This is a genomic window from Actinomadura rubrobrunea NBRC 15275 (assembly GCF_001552235.1).
GTDB classification, from domain to species: Bacteria; Actinomycetota; Actinomycetes; order Streptosporangiales; family Streptosporangiaceae; genus Spirillospora; species Spirillospora viridilutea.
Window position 1 is genome coordinate 1 of the sequence record NZ_BCQU01000029.1, and the last position, 13,563, is coordinate 13,563.

Sequence of the window (13,563 nt, forward strand, 5' to 3'; positions counted from 1 at the left end):
GGTGGCGGACGAGCGGCCTCGGTCGAGGGGCTTCGACCCGAATGTGCCGAACATTGCCCGCATGTACGACTACTACCTCGGTGGCAAGGACCACTATGAGGCCGACCGGGTGCGGGCGGAGGAGGCGAAGGCCGCCGACCCCACACTGCTGTCCACGATCAGGGCGAACCGGGCCTTCCTCGGACGCGCGGTGCGCTACCTGGCCGAGCAGGGGATCGACCAGTTCCTGGACATCGGCACCGGCCTGCCCACGCAGCAGAACGTGCACCAGATCGCGCACTCGGTGAATCCGGACGCCCGCGTCGTCTACGTGGACTACGACGAGCAGGTCGTCGCGCACGCCCGGGCGCTGCTCGCCCGGTCGGAGAACGTCCGGATCGTCCAGGCCGACCTGCGCCGCCCCCGGGAGATCCTCGACCACCCGGACACCAGGGCGCTGCTGGACCTCTCCAAGCCGGTGGGGCTGCTGCTGGTGGCGACGCTGCACTTCATCCCGGACGAGGACGATCCGCCCGCCATCATGGCCGAGCTGCGCGACGCGCTGGCCCCGGGCAGCCACCTGGCGCTGACGCACGCCTCCGCCGACGGCATCCCCGACGTGGTCGCGAAGGTCGTCGAGGTCTACAAGAAGACGTCCGCGCCCGGCACGCCGCGCACCCGCGAGCAGGTGATGGAGCTGTTCGGCGACTTCGAGCTGCTCGACCCCGGGCTGGTGTGGGCGCCGCTGTGGCGCCCCGAGGAGCCGGTGAGCCTTGAGGAGGCCGTGCGGATCTGGTTCTACGCCGGTGTCGGCCGCAAGCCCTGAAATGTTGGCGGACCGCTCCCGATAGTTGATCGTTGGGGGAAAGTGACCGACGGGGAGGACGAGATGGGAGCGACGACGGTCGGATCGGCGCTGGCGGACGCGGCGGCCCGCGGCGGGGTGTTCCTGCGCGACGGCGACGACGCCGTCACGTTCGAGGAGTTCGACGGGCTGGTCGACAGGGTCGCGGCGGGACTGCTGGCGCGCGGGATCCGGCGCGGCGACCGGATCGGACTGCTGGGCCTGAACACGCCGCAGTGGCTGGCCGCGTTCTTCGGCGCCGCGCGGATCGGCGCCGTCATCGTCCCGCTCAACGTCCGGTACCGGGAGCGGGAGCTGTCCTACATGCTGGGGCAGAGCGGCGCCCGCATGGTGATCTGCCTGGACGCCACGCCCGACTTCGACTTCGCGGCGTTCCTGGACGGCTTCCGCTCGCAGCTGCCCGGGGTGCGCGACTACGTGTTCTTCGGGAAGGGCTTCGCGGGCAGCACCGCGTTCGACGAGCTGGCCGCGACGCCGCCCGACGCGGCGCTGTCGGCGGCCCGCGACGAGGTCGCCCCGGACGACCCGCTGCTGATCCTCTACACCTCCGGCACGACCGGACGCCCCAAGGGCGCGGTGATCACCCATCGCAGCATCCTGGCCTCGGCGTCGGCCCAGGCCGAGCACCTCGGGTTGGGCGCCGGCGACGTGCAGCTCGGGCACCTGCCGTTCAACCACGTCGGCGGCATCACCTGCACCGTCATGACCGCGCTGGTCAGCGGCGGGTCGGTCGCGCTGGTGCCCGCGTTCGGCCCGGACGCGTCGCTGCGCGCGCTGGAACGCCACCGCGTGACCGTCCTGGCGGCGGTGCCGACGATGTACGTGCTGATGCTCGGCCACGGCGACTTCGCCGACCGCGACGTGTCGTCGGTGCGCGTCTGCATCGCGGGCGGGTCCAACCTGGAACCGGCGCTGGCCGACCGGATCCGCCGCGGCTTCCCGAAGGCGTCGCTGTGCGGACTGTACGGGCTGTCGGAGTCGTCGGGCGCCTGCGTGCTGTCGCGCAGGGACGACACCCCCGAGACGGTGACCCGCACCCTCGGCGTGCCGATCGGCGACTTCGAGGCGCGGGTGGTCGGCCGGGACGGTGCCGTCCTGCCGCCCGGCGAGGCCGGCGAGCTGCAGATCCGCGGCGGCTGCGTGGCCGCCGGGTACTGGGAGATGCCGGAGGAGACCGCCGAGGCGTTCCTGCCGGACGGCTGGCTGGCCACCGGCGACATGGTGGAGATGGAGCCGTCCGGGCACCTGGTGCTGCGCGGCCGGAAGAAGGAGATGTACATCCAGGGCGGCTTCAACGTCTACCCCGTGGAGATCGAGAACGTCCTGACCGCGCACCCGAAGGTCGCGATGGCCGCCGGGATCGGCGTCCCCGACGACGTCCTCGGCGAGGTCGGCCGCTTCTACGTCGTGCCGCGGCCCGACGTCGAGCCGCCCACCGCCGAAGAACTCACCGAGTACTGCCGGGAGCGGCTCGCGGACTACAAGGTGCCCCGCCAGTTCGTGATCACCACCGACGTCCCGCTGACCCCCGTCGGAAAGATCCACAAGGCTCTCCTCAAGGAGCGCTACCTGGCCGATTCGTAGCCCGCGTCGTCGAGAGCTCCTCGCCGTCTGAGCACGTCGACGACCTGGGAGTGCTGTTCGGACATGCTGGTGACGCGGCCGGCTGCGGCATGGCCCACGATGCCGATGTGGGATCGGTGGTAGCCGTCACCGGTCGAGCCAGTCGCAGAAGGCGGCCTGCCGTTCGGCTGCTTGTGAGACGGACTGGTCGTAGGCCCATTCCCAGCTTGGCGCATGTGGTGCGCCGGATGGTCGTGGGTAGGCCAGGCGTTCGGTAAGGACGCGTCGAGGTGGTCATCGGCGCCCTTTGGCCAGCCGGTTGCGGATCCGGTCGGCGCGTTCTGGGATGGTGGCGCCGATACCACGGCGGTGCGGTCAGGCGCGGATGGCGCGGGGTGCAGCCCTTGTCCGCGACCAGGTGGCCGGGCGGCACGCGGTAACGTCGCTGGCGGTCACCACCACCCCAGCGGGCGTCCTCTGCCGTCGCGGGCCAGGCGGATCTCGCTGGTCGATCCTCCCCGCGATCGGCCGTGCGCCGGACGCTCTCTTTCGGGCGTCGGCGGCGTGCTGGTGGGCGCGCACGATGGTGGAGTCCAGTGACAGCCAACCAGTTGATGGCGGCGCGTCAACGGGCCGTGTCAGTGCTCGCCCTCTCAGCGGGACGCGTCAGTAGGAGACGAGAAAAGGCGTCAGGGCTTGCGGGCGACGCCCCCGAGGACCCCCTCGTCGGAGGGCGTCTCGAACGGGCTCGGGTCGGGGCGCCATTCGTTGATGGGGACGACGCCGGGCTCGACCAGCTCCAACCCGTCGAAGAGCCGTTCGATCTGCTCGGGGCGCCGCAGGTGGTACGGCGCGGCACCCCCCTCGTTGTAGCGGCGTGTGGCCTCCACGTTCGCCGGATTGGTGTCGGTGCTGTCGTTGAGCGCCAGGTAGCTGCCGGACGGCAGGGCGTCCATCAGGCCCCGGATGATCGACCGCGCCTCCTCGTCGTCGCCCTCGTTGCTGACGTGGCCGAGGATCTGCATCAAGATCAGCGCGATCGGCTTGTCGAAGTCCAGCGTCTTGGCGGCCTCGCGCATGATGGTGTCGGGGTCGTGCAGGTCCGCCTCGATGTAGCTGGTGGCGCCCTCCGGGCTGCTGGTCAGCAGCGCGTTGGCGTGGACCAGCACGAGCGGGTCGTTGTCGACGTAGACGATCCGCGACTCGGGGGCCACCCGCTGGGCGATCTCGTGCGTGTTGTCGACGGTGGGCAGGCCGGTGCCGATGTCCAGAAACTGCCGGATCCCCGCCTCGCCCGCCAGGAAGCGCACCGCGCGGCCGAGGAAATACCGCGACGCGCGGGCCAGATCGGTGATGCCGGGGTAGATCCGGCGGAACGCCTCGCCCGCCTCCCGGTCGACCGGGTAGTTGTCCTTCCCGCCCAGCCAGTAGTTCCAGATCCGCGCCGAATGCGGCACAGTCGTGTCGATCTTGGGGTGCCCGGTGCCCGGTCCTTCGGGGGCGGGCGTGTCGTTGTCGGTCACGGAACACCCTCCTCGAGGGAAAGCCGGGCATCTCTGACCGATTATGGCTTACCGGGCACGCAGGCGTCCTGTTCTGGCCACATCAGGCGACGAGACGGCCGCCGATCCGAGCGCGGCCGCGCCCGGCTGCCTGTGCGCGAGCCCAGGGCGAGCGGCCCGGCCGCGCCGGACGCCGGCGTGGTCAGACCCGGCCCGCATGCCCCACCGCTGCGGGCGTCGGCGGGGTCCAGGCCCAGGCGCGGGTACGGGTCTCCTTGCTGACGACGTCCAGCGGACGGTACGCGGCGGGGTCGACGAGACCGCCGGTGTCGGTGGCGTCGGTGTACAGGCGGTCCGAGACGATCATCGCGAGGGCGCCCGCGGCGGCGTCGGCGAACTCCTTGAACGCCGGCGCCTCCAGCAGTCGGAACAGGTGGACGAGCGCGGGGCCCGCGACGCCGTGGGCGTCGGGGTGGACCTGGCCGATGTGCACGGCCAGGCGCAGCCTCAGCCGCGTGGCGGGGCCCGCCAGCCGGTTGTGGCGGCGCAGCACGGCGGTCAGATGGTGCGCGAAGGGGTCCAGCAGGCGGTCGGCGGCCACGCTGGGCGGGGCGATGAACAGCGCCCCGTCCCCGCGGTCCTCGTGATAGCACGAGCCCCACGGCACGCCGGTGATCCGGCACGCCTGGTCGATCAGCGCGTACATCGCGCGGCGCAGATAGAGGTGGGTCTGGGGGTCGCGACGAGTGCCGAACCCGCAGATGTCGAGGGCGGCCAGCGTCGTGGTCGGGGACGGGGCGGCCAGCCAGGCGGGGTGAGCGGTCATGCCGAGGTCTCCGGGAACGGGGCGGTGCGGTCGGCGGGCGGGACGTCCTCGTCGGGCTCGCTCCAGAACTCGATGAGCTCGTCCTCGGTCATCTCCTGCAGGGGACGGGTCGGCGCGGGCCGGGCGGTGCGCAGCTCCCACATGGCGATCAGCAAGAGGAGCAGCTGGTCGTCCTCGGTGAACTGCGCGGTCCTGGCGGTGGCGGCGGGCACGGCCTGCGGGCTGAAGCGCACCCGGTGGCGGCGGCCGGTGAAGCGGCAGCCGCGGGGGAAGGGGGCCGGTCGGCGGAAGGACATGGCGGACTGGTCCTTGCTGGTCGGTGGACGGACGCCGACAAGTAGGCCAGATTGCGGCCGCCCGCGAAGCGCTCTCTGGCCGATCGGAAGCGAACGGAACAGTTCACCGCACCGTGACCCCGCCGAAAGCGGACAAATGGCGATACCTGTCGTATGTGCGGGTGAATTCACTTTGGTTACTGGGCGGTTTGTGTCGTATGACGCACAAGTTTGCTCCGCGTCGTTCCGTTGTGATCCGCTTTGTTCCTCCGCGTCGGTGACCTGCCGTCTTAGCGACGTAACGGAACAATCTGGAGCGATGGGGATATGGGTGTTGAACCATCCGGAACGGGCGCCAAGTGAGACCATTCAGTCCACCATTAACGATCAAGTAAAATGATCATGTAAGGGTCGGTGCGATGACGACCGTTCATTCCGATGACAACGCCGTCGATCGGCTCATCCGGGACCTCGCCCGGTTCAGGCACGCGTGCGGCTCGCCCGCCTACCGTGAGCTGGAAAGGCTGGCGCAGGAGGTCCTGCGGCGCCACAAGAGGCGGATGCCGCTGCTGCTGCCGCTGTCGCTCACGGCGATCAGCGACGTGTTCAACCGCAAACGCCTCGGGCCGCCGCGCTGGGGATGGGTGGCCACCCTGGTGCTGACCTGCCTGCACTACGCCGAGCAGACGGGCGTGCGCCCCGACTACCCGGGCCCGACCGACCTGCGGGAATGGCACGTCCGCTATCAGGCGATGCGCGCCGAGCTGGACCGCCTGCCGCCGGAGGAGGCCGGTGAGGAGGCCGCGCCCGCGCCGCGGGCGGCCGAGGCGCAGATCGCCCAGAAGGTGCCGGTCGACGCCGTGCCGGCCGCCGGCGGGGGCGTCCCTCCCGTCCCGCCCGCCCCGCCGGGCGGAACCGGGCGGCCCGCTCCGCAAGAACCGCAGGTGCTGCGCCCGGAAGACATGCGCGACGACAGGCTGCTCCAGAGCCTGGACGAGCTGCCCGCCATGCAGTCCATGTCGCACCAGCGGTACAACGAGCTGTTCGGCCGGCACGGCGTGGAACTGCTGACCGCCGCCGAGCGCGGCGACCCCGAGGCCAAGTGCAGGCTTGGCATCCTGCTGCTGTGCCGGGACCATCCCGCCGAGGCGGAGGCGTGGCTGGCGTCGGCGGCGGACGCGGGCGACGAGACCGCCCGGATCCTGGTCGCCGCCCGTCCAAGCCGGCGGCGTCAGCTCGCCGCCGAGATCGCCTACGACCTCACGCTTCCCGGCTACCGTCAAGATCGCGACGCCGACGCCGCCCGCCCGTCCCCGCGCGGCGCCGAGGTCTACTACTACGCCGCGGCGGTCGCGGGGCACTCGGGCGCCATGATCCGCCTCGGGCTGATCTACGAGGCCCGCGGCGACTATGTCAGCGCCCTCGCGGTCTTCACCGACGCGCTGCGGTTCGGCCACCCCGACGCCCGCGCCCACCTGGAGCGTCTCGACGAGCAGATCGGCCGGACGCCCTGAACCGGACCGCGGCGATCCGCCTTCGAGGCCCCGGCGCGATGGAGGGCCGCCCGCGGGAAACCACAAGGAACGAGCCGGCACGTGCGACGTCGGGGGCGCTGTGACCAGAATCGCCGAGAGAGACCTGCCCAGGGGGACGGCCCTGGTCACCATGGCGCTCGCGGCCTGCGCGGGCGCCGTGGATCTGCTGGCGTTCGCCGGCCTCGGCGGCGTGTTCGCCGGGGTCGTGACCGGCAATCTCGTCGTCGCCGGCGCGGGCATCGGCACCGGCGGCTTCGGCAAGATCGGCAGCGCCGTCCTGGCCACCGCCGGGTTCACCGCGGGCCTGGTCGCCTGGTCGCGCCTGTGGCGGCGCCGGCCTCGGGCGATCCTCGGGCAGCTCGCGGCCGAATTCGCGGTCCTGGCGGTCGTGGCGGGCGGCTGGCTGGCGGCGCGGGGACGGCCGGGGCCGGTCGCGGCGCAGCTTCTGCTCGTCCTGCTGGCCACGGCGATGGGCGGGCAGAGCATCACCGCGCTCAGGCTCCACTCGGTCACCACCTACATGACGGGGATGATCACGGGGGCGCTGCACGACCTGGTGACCGGGCGGTCCGCCGACCCCCTCGCCGCGCTGCGCCAGATCGCCGCCTTGGTGGCCGGCGCGATGCTCGCCTCGGCCGTGTTCGTGGTCGCCAGAGGGGCCGTCGCGCTCCTGCCGGCCGGCCTGGTCGCCGCGGCCATCGTCGTGCGCCTGCTGGGCGAACGCGCCGCCGCCCGGCGCCGGCGGACGGTCCGCTGACCGCCCGCCGTCGAGAGCCGGCCCGGTTGCGGCGTGCGCGGGCGCGGAACACTCCTCGACGAATGCAGTCGAATACCTGAACTATCGTTCATTCAACGCGCGCACTCTCCCCGCGCCCGGCCAAGAGGTGATCATGTGGGCACCCCCGCGGAACGCGACGGGAAGACCTGGACGTTCCTGACCAACCACGCCCGAGTCCTGATCCATATCGCCCGCAACCCGCAGGCCCGCATCCGCGACATCGCCGCCGCCGTCGGCATCACCGAACGGGCCACCCAGGTGATCCTCAACGACCTGGAAGAAGCCGACTACCTCACCCGCACCCGCGTCGGCCGCCGCAACACCTACACGATCAATCCGGACCGGCCGTTCCGCCACCCCGCCGAGCAGGACCAGCAGATCAACGCGCTCACCTCCCTGTTCACCCGTCACGACGAGGCGCGGTACGCACCGGTTGGGGACGAGCGCGCATCCCTCCGCGGCCCGGCCGCAGAACAGGCGCCGCCCAATGAGCACTGACCGCGCCCTGACCGTCCAGGTGTCCGAACAAGCCGGCTGCGCCCTGGTCGCGCCCGCCGGAACCATCGACTTCCGCACCCGCGCGCTGCTGAGCGACCGTCTCCGCCGGGCGATCGACGAGACCGGCCTCGCGGTGATCGTGGACATGAGCGCCGTCGAGCTCTGCGACTCCGGCGGCCTCGACGCCCTCGTCCGCGCCCACCGCCGCGCCGACGCCCGCGGCACCACCATGGTCATCGTCGGCCTGCCCCGCCACGTCGAGCGGCTGTTCTCCCTCGCCGGGCCGCGCCACGCCCTCTACCGCAAACCCGATCTCCGGACCGCCCTGCACTGGCTGGAGACCGGGGTGGGCGAACCCGCCGCCTCCTGACCGTCCGCGACAAGCGCCGCGACGCGGACGCGACCGGACCTCGGTCGGATGGGTAGCGACATGGGGGTTTTCCCCCGTCCCCCCGGCACGGTGCGCGCGACATGCTTCCTGTGTCCGAGATGCGCGGCTTCCAGCGTGCACCGAGGGGCTTCATCATGTGCGAGCATTGGCCACCGTGCCCACCGGCGACCGCGCCGGAGCACGGTTCGGCGCGTCTTGTGGCCTACCACCCGGAACAAGGGTGGGGGCTGCTCTGCAACGGCGTCGTGATCTTCGATGACGGCGGGGAGCTGCCGCCTGGGGATCGCCTCGTCTCCCTGTCCCGACTTCAGGCGGCCGCGCCGGTCGGTTGAGGCCACGCCACCCGGATTCCCGGGGTGCCGTCGCGCGGGTGCACCAGCTCGTCGTGGCTCATGCTCGAGATTCTGAGGAGACAACGTGAACCCGCTGAACCAGCAGGAACGAGGGCGGCGAACCGGTCTCGGCGAACCCGGGCCGGGCCGGGAGCGGTTCCCGCTCTGGGGGACGACGGCCACGGTGGCGGTCACCGAACCCCGCCGGCTCGGCGTCGCCCGCCACGCCGTGGACCGCGTCGTCGCCGACATCGGAGCGGCGTGCGACGCCTACCGCGGCGGGTCCGACCTGGCGCGGGTCCACGCGGCGGCCGGGCACCCGGTCCGGGTCGGCGCCACCTTCCACGCCCTGCTGTGGACGGCGCTGCACGCGGCCGAGGTGACCGGGGGAGGAGCCGATCCGCTGGTCCGGGCGCCCAAGGGCGCCTGGCGGTCGATCGTGATCGACGACCCCCCGGGGACGGTGCTGCTGCCGCCGGGGACGACCCTCGACCTGTGGCCCACGGCGAAGGTGTTCGCCGTCGACCGGGCCGCCGAGCTCGCCGCCGGGGAGGCGGGGTGCGGCGTGCTCGTCTCGCTCGACGGGAAGATCTCGGTGGCCGGGGCGCTCCCCGCCCGCGGCTGGCGGCTGCGGCTGACCGACGATCTCGACGACGCCCGCGGCGACGACGACCCGTTCGGCCAGGACATCGTGCTGCGGATGCAGTGCGGACTGGTCACCCGAGCGCTGACGGCCGCGGACCGCCCCGCGCTGAACGGGGGGACGGGCGTGACCTGGCTGATCGACCGCCTGGCGAGCAGATCGGCGCGCGGACCGTGGCGCACGATCTCGGTCGTGGCCGACAGCTGCGTGGACGCCGACACGGCGTGCATCGCCGCCGCGGCCCACGGACCCGAGGCCGCCGAGTGGCTGAAATCCCTCGGACTGGCCGCGCGAACCGTCCACGAGGACGGCTGGGCCCTGACGATCGGCGACTGGCCCGCGGTGTCGTCCTCATCATGACGTCGAGATCATGACGTCGAGCGCGGCGTCCCCGGCGTCGCGTCGTGCGCCCCCTCTGAACCCGTCACCCGGACGGGCCGCCGTTGCCGGACGCGCCGTCCCGCTCCCTCACCCAGGAAGCGATCCGAGCACGGGACCGGAACCCCAGCTTGTCCATGATGTGCTCGATGTGCCCCTCGACGGTGCGCTGAGCGATCACCAGCGTCGCCGCGATGTCCTTGTTGCTCAGCCCCTGGGCGACCAGCCCGGCGATCTCCGTCTCGCGGGGTGTCAGCGGCGACGCCTCCGCCGCGCCGGAGGCCGCGGCGGCCTCCGCGGGCCGCTCCTCCAGGGCGTAGGAGAGCGCCGCCTCGTGCGACAGGCGCGCCCCGTGCTGGAAGGCCGACGAGAACGCCGACGCGCCCAGCGCCTGGCGGGTACGGGCCTCGCACTCGTCGTGGAAGTGCACCAGGTGCCCGTAGCCGGACAGCGGAGCGCCGACCGACTTCCACACGTTCTGCACGGCGCCGAGCAGCCGGGCGGCCCGCGTGAACTGCTCCTCGCCTGCCGCGATCCAGGCGAGCACCTCCAGGTTCATGCCGATGCCCAACGCGTCGTCGAGGGAGCGGTTGAACCGCAGGCTCTCCTGCTCCATCGCGGCGGCGCGGCGGGCGTCGCCCTGGCGCCAGATCTCGATCCCCAGCGCCATCATGGCGTACGCCCGGTGCCAGCCTTCCCCGTACGTCTCGCACACGGCGATGCCCTCCTCGCCGAAGGCGATCGCGCGCGCCGAGTCGCCGAGGAAGGAGTAGGCGAGGGAGAGCCTGATGAGCGCCAGCGCCAGACCCACCGGATCCCCGGCGGCGCGATGCCGAGCCGCCGCCGCCTCGTACAGCGCGATGGCGGCGGTGACGTCCCGCCGCCACATGGCGATCATCCCGGCGTAGACGGCGACGTAGCCGAGCACCGACTCCAGGCCCAGCTCCTCCCCGATGGCCTCGCTCTCTTGCAGCATCGCCGTCGCCGCGTCGACGTCGGCCTGGATGATGGCGAGCCAGCTGTCGGCCCACAGCGCCCGCGCCCGCACCTCGGTGCGTCCGGTGTCCGCGGCCAGCCCGCGGTCCAGCCAGCGGCGCCCTTCCGCCAGGTAGGAGCTGGTGATCCAGTGGTAGAGCAGGTCGGCCGCCATGGCCAGGCCCGCCGCGGCCTCCCCGGGCCGGGTGAAACAGAATTCCAGGGCGGCCCGCAGGTTGGCGTGTTCCCGCTGCAGCCGGGTCAGCCACCTGACCTGGTCGGGGCCGAACAGGCGGTCGCGCGCCTCGGACGCCAGATTCCGGTAGTAGTCGCGGTGCCGCCGCAGGACCTGCTCGGCCTCCCCGGATGCGGCCAGGCGCTCGCGGCCGTACTGGCGGATGGTCTCCAGCAGCCGGTACCTGACCGCGGTCGGGTCCTCCTCGCAGACCAGGATGGACTTGTCCACCAGTCCGCTGATCAGGTCGGCGACCTCGTCGGCGGAGATGTCGCCGCCCGCGCAGACCGCCTCGGCCGCCTCCAGGTCCAGCCCGCCGCTGAAGACCGACACCCTGGCCCACAGCGTGCGCTCTTCGTCGTTGCACAACGTGTGGCTCCAGTCGATCAGCGCCCGCAGCGTCTGGTGCCGGGGCAGCGCGGCCGGCGACCCCGTGGTGAGCAGCCGGAACCGGTCGTCCAGCCGATCCAGCACCTGGTGCACCGACAGCGCCCGCAGCCGCACCGCGGCCAGCTCGATGCCCAGCGGCAGGCCGTCCAGCCGCCGGCAGATCGACTCCACCGCCGTCCGGTTCTCGTCGGTGACCGAGAACCGCGGCATCACCGCCCGGGCGCGTTCGGTGAACAGCTGCACCGCCTCCGACGCCGCCGCGTCCGTTCCCGGCTCCGACAGCGCCAGCGTCGGCACGGGGAAGGCCTGCTCGCCGGCGACCCCGAGCACATGGCGGCTGGTGGCCAGGATCCGCAGGTCCGGCGCCGCGAGCAGCAACGCCTCGGCCAGGACCGCGCACTCCTGCAGCAGGTGCTCGCAGTTGTCCAGGATCATCAGCGCCCGCTTGTCCGCCAGGTACTCGGTGAGGACGTCCATCGGCGGACGGGTCGACTGGTCGCGCAGCTCCAAGGTCTCGATGACCGTCGGGATCAGCAGTTCGGGCTTCTCCATGTCGGCCAGTTCCACCAGCCACACGCCGTCGGCGAAGGCGCGCTCCAGGGTCGCGCCCACGCGGACGGCCAGGCGGGTCTTGCCGACGCCCCCGGGGCCGGTGAGGGTGACCAGCCGTGACGCGGAGAGCATGCGCCGGACCTCGGCAACCTCATGCCGACGTCCAACGAAGCTCGTCAGCTCGGCTGGAAGCCTGCGCCTGCGCCGTCGTCTCGTCGACGCGCTCGATGTCGCAGCGGCCATTCATCGCCCCACGCCGATGGGATCACCATGCGCCCGGAATCGGCCCGGATACCTGCCACCCTATGCGGCTGCATTCTCACCTGCACGTGCACGAGCAGGCGTGACGCGGTGTTGGCGGGGCCTTCACCAACGATCGACGAATGAAAGTCCTCGGGGCCGGGCGAGAAGGCGTCGACGGCGGCGCGGTCGTCGCTCGCCATATGGGAGCGCTTCCCATTTTCGGAGGGTCCCATGGTCAGGCTGACGGCCCCGCTCGTGAGGTTGATCACGCTGCTGGCGCTGCTGACGGGGGCGGCGGCAGCGGCGGTGACGGGGGCGCCGCTGCCGTCCCGGGCGGACGCCCCGGTGCGGGTCATGCCGCTCGGTGATTCGATCACCGGGTCCCCCGGCTGCTGGCGGGCGCTGCTGTGGAACCGCCTCCAGGACTTCGGGCACACCGACGTCGACTTCGTGGGCACCCTCCCGCCGCAGGGCTGCTCGGTGCCCTACGACGGCGACAACGAGGGCCACGGCGGCGCGCTGGTGACCGACGTGGCCGACCGGAACCTGCTCCCGGGATGGCTGGCGGCCACGCGTCCCGACGTCGTGATGATGCCCTTCGGCACCAACGACGTCTGGAGCAACCGCCCCACCAGCGCGATCCTCGCCGCGTACACCACGCTGGCCGGCCAGATGCGGGCGAGCAACCCCGCGATGAAGGTCCTCGTCGCGCAGATCATCCCGATGAACCCGCCCGACTGCCCCGAGTGCGCCGGCCGCGTCATCGCCCTCAACCGGGTCATCCCCGACTGGGCCGCCGCCAACTTCACCGCCGAGTCCCCGATCATCGTCGTCGACCAGTGGACCGGCTTCGACACCTCGGCCGACACCTACGACGGCGTCCATCCCAACGACTCCGGCAACCAGAAGATCTCCGACCGCTGGTACCCGGCCCTGGTCACCGCTCTGGACGCCGCGACCCCGCCGTCGCAAAGCTGACCCTGACGGCTTCACGCTGCTGGCAGTGGTACACCCGTTGACCGCCTGCCAGGATCCGTGGCAGGCGGGCACGTTGCGCCATGGTGCCCTGGTGCGCGGTGACCGGCAGCGGCAGCGCCCGCTGCCCGTGCTCGGATGCCAGATGGATCGTGGTCGTCAGCCCACCGCGTGAACGCCCCAAAGCGTGATCAGCGGGTTCCTCGCCCACCGCACCCGGCGGATTCTTCTGTCGGTTCGACGCTTACGGGCGGCATCCTGATGCGCCAGGACGATCACACGGGTTGACGCTCACCGCCCACGTGATCACGCCTGCCGCATCCGCCCGTGCCTGCAGACCGGCGACGATCCGCGCCCGCAACCTCGCCCGCTGCCGTTGCGGTGGTGGTTGGCGCCGCCTGCGGCACACCCGAGGGCCCTGTGCCCGCCGCGTCCAGGGATGCGCATCGCTGACCCCGGCGGAGCCCGAAGGCACCCGGGCAGTATTTGGTCGACTCTTTGTTTCTGCCCCGTTTGGCTTTATATATTCCAAGCTGGGTAGGTCTTTGTGTGACGTATCTCTGAAAGGTGTGCGAGAGTGCACTGACCACTCCGTGATATTCGCTTTTCTGTGCGGTGATACCACTGT

14 protein-coding genes and 1 pseudogene are annotated in these 13,563 nt (G+C 71.9%); 9 read left to right on the forward strand and 6 right to left on the reverse strand.

Features of this window, described 5'->3' with window-relative positions:
* Position 1: 1 nt before the first annotated feature.
* Together AR3_RS11590 and AR3_RS11595 are read left to right on the forward strand one after the other, a co-directional pair.
* Positions 2-805 carry an SAM-dependent methyltransferase gene (locus AR3_RS11590; protein WP_067912902.1) on the forward strand — a complete coding sequence of 268 codons (804 nt, stop codon included), beginning with the start codon at positions 2-4 and terminating at the stop codon, positions 803-805.
* A 63-nt stretch (positions 806-868) separates the two neighbouring features.
* Positions 869-2,428 carry a class I adenylate-forming enzyme family protein gene (locus AR3_RS11595; RefSeq protein WP_083951360.1) on the forward strand — a complete coding sequence of 520 codons (1,560 nt, stop codon included), beginning with the start codon at positions 869-871 and terminating at the stop codon, positions 2,426-2,428.
* A gap of 443 nt (positions 2,429-2,871) precedes the next feature.
* Here AR3_RS11595 and AR3_RS32115 read toward each other — a convergent pair.
* The 4 genes and pseudogenes from AR3_RS32115 to AR3_RS11610 form a co-directional block, all read right to left on the reverse strand.
* A pseudogene (locus AR3_RS32115) lies at positions 2,872-3,013 on the reverse strand (IS5/IS1182 family transposase); the annotation flags it as partial.
* Positions 3,014-3,096: 83 nt separating this feature from the next.
* Complete coding sequence (locus AR3_RS11600) at positions 3,097-3,930, reverse strand: SAM-dependent methyltransferase (protein ID WP_067912905.1); 834 nt, start codon at positions 3,928-3,930, stop codon at positions 3,097-3,099.
* Between the two features lie 181 nt (positions 3,931-4,111).
* A complete protein-coding gene (locus AR3_RS11605; protein ID WP_067912908.1) occupies positions 4,112-4,735 on the reverse strand; it encodes a hypothetical protein in 624 nt (207 codons plus the stop codon).
* Positions 4,732-5,031 (reverse strand): hypothetical protein, encoded by a 300-nt coding sequence (locus AR3_RS11610; RefSeq protein WP_067912911.1) that lies wholly within the window; start codon positions 5,029-5,031, stop codon positions 4,732-4,734. Before AR3_RS11610 ends, AR3_RS11605 begins: the two co-directional genes overlap by 4 nt.
* 398 nt (positions 5,032-5,429) lie before the next feature.
* On the opposite strand from AR3_RS11610, the gene AR3_RS11615 reads away from it, so the two are divergent.
* The 6 genes from AR3_RS11615 to AR3_RS11635 all read left to right on the forward strand — a co-directional run bounded on the left by AR3_RS11615 (position 5,430) and on the right by AR3_RS11635 (position 9,547).
* Positions 5,430-6,524 carry an SEL1-like repeat protein gene (locus AR3_RS11615; RefSeq protein WP_067912914.1) on the forward strand — a complete coding sequence of 365 codons (1,095 nt, stop codon included), beginning with the start codon at positions 5,430-5,432 and terminating at the stop codon, positions 6,522-6,524.
* A gap of 100 nt (positions 6,525-6,624) precedes the next feature.
* Positions 6,625-7,302 carry a YoaK family protein gene (locus AR3_RS11620; RefSeq protein WP_067912916.1) on the forward strand — a complete coding sequence of 226 codons (678 nt, stop codon included), beginning with the start codon at positions 6,625-6,627 and terminating at the stop codon, positions 7,300-7,302.
* Between the two features lie 135 nt (positions 7,303-7,437).
* Positions 7,438-7,821: a helix-turn-helix transcriptional regulator gene (locus AR3_RS11625; RefSeq protein WP_067912919.1), complete on the forward strand. Its 384-nt coding sequence runs from the start codon at positions 7,438-7,440 to the stop codon at positions 7,819-7,821.
* A complete protein-coding gene (locus tag AR3_RS11630; RefSeq protein WP_083951341.1) occupies positions 7,811-8,191 on the forward strand; it encodes an STAS domain-containing protein in 381 nt (126 codons plus the stop codon). Before AR3_RS11625 ends, AR3_RS11630 begins: the two co-directional genes overlap by 11 nt.
* 155 nt (positions 8,192-8,346) lie before the next feature.
* Entirely contained in the window at positions 8,347-8,544 is a 198-nt protein-coding gene (locus AR3_RS32120; protein ID WP_083951362.1) for a DUF5999 family protein, read from the forward strand.
* An 85-nt stretch (positions 8,545-8,629) separates the two neighbouring features.
* Positions 8,630-9,547 carry an FAD:protein FMN transferase gene (locus AR3_RS11635; protein WP_067912925.1) on the forward strand — a complete coding sequence of 306 codons (918 nt, stop codon included), beginning with the start codon at positions 8,630-8,632 and terminating at the stop codon, positions 9,545-9,547.
* Positions 9,548-9,611: 64 nt separating this feature from the next.
* Here the strand turns inward: AR3_RS11635 and AR3_RS11640 are convergent, their stop codons facing one another.
* Both AR3_RS11640 and AR3_RS31070 read right to left on the reverse strand, forming a co-directional pair.
* Positions 9,612-11,849: an ATP-binding protein gene (locus AR3_RS11640; RefSeq protein ID WP_227023381.1), complete on the reverse strand. Its 2,238-nt coding sequence runs from the start codon at positions 11,847-11,849 to the stop codon at positions 9,612-9,614.
* 44 nt (positions 11,850-11,893) lie between these two features.
* Entirely contained in the window at positions 11,894-12,229 is a 336-nt protein-coding gene (locus AR3_RS31070) for a hypothetical protein (protein ID WP_169803818.1), read from the reverse strand.
* On the opposite strand from AR3_RS31070, the gene AR3_RS11645 reads away from it, so the two are divergent.
* Positions 12,216-12,938, forward strand: coding sequence for an SGNH/GDSL hydrolase family protein (locus tag AR3_RS11645; RefSeq protein ID WP_245637878.1), 723 nt, complete (start codon positions 12,216-12,218; stop codon positions 12,936-12,938). The two genes, AR3_RS31070 and AR3_RS11645, sit on opposite strands and share 14 nt — an antisense overlap.
* Positions 12,939-13,563: the final 625 nt, after the last annotated feature.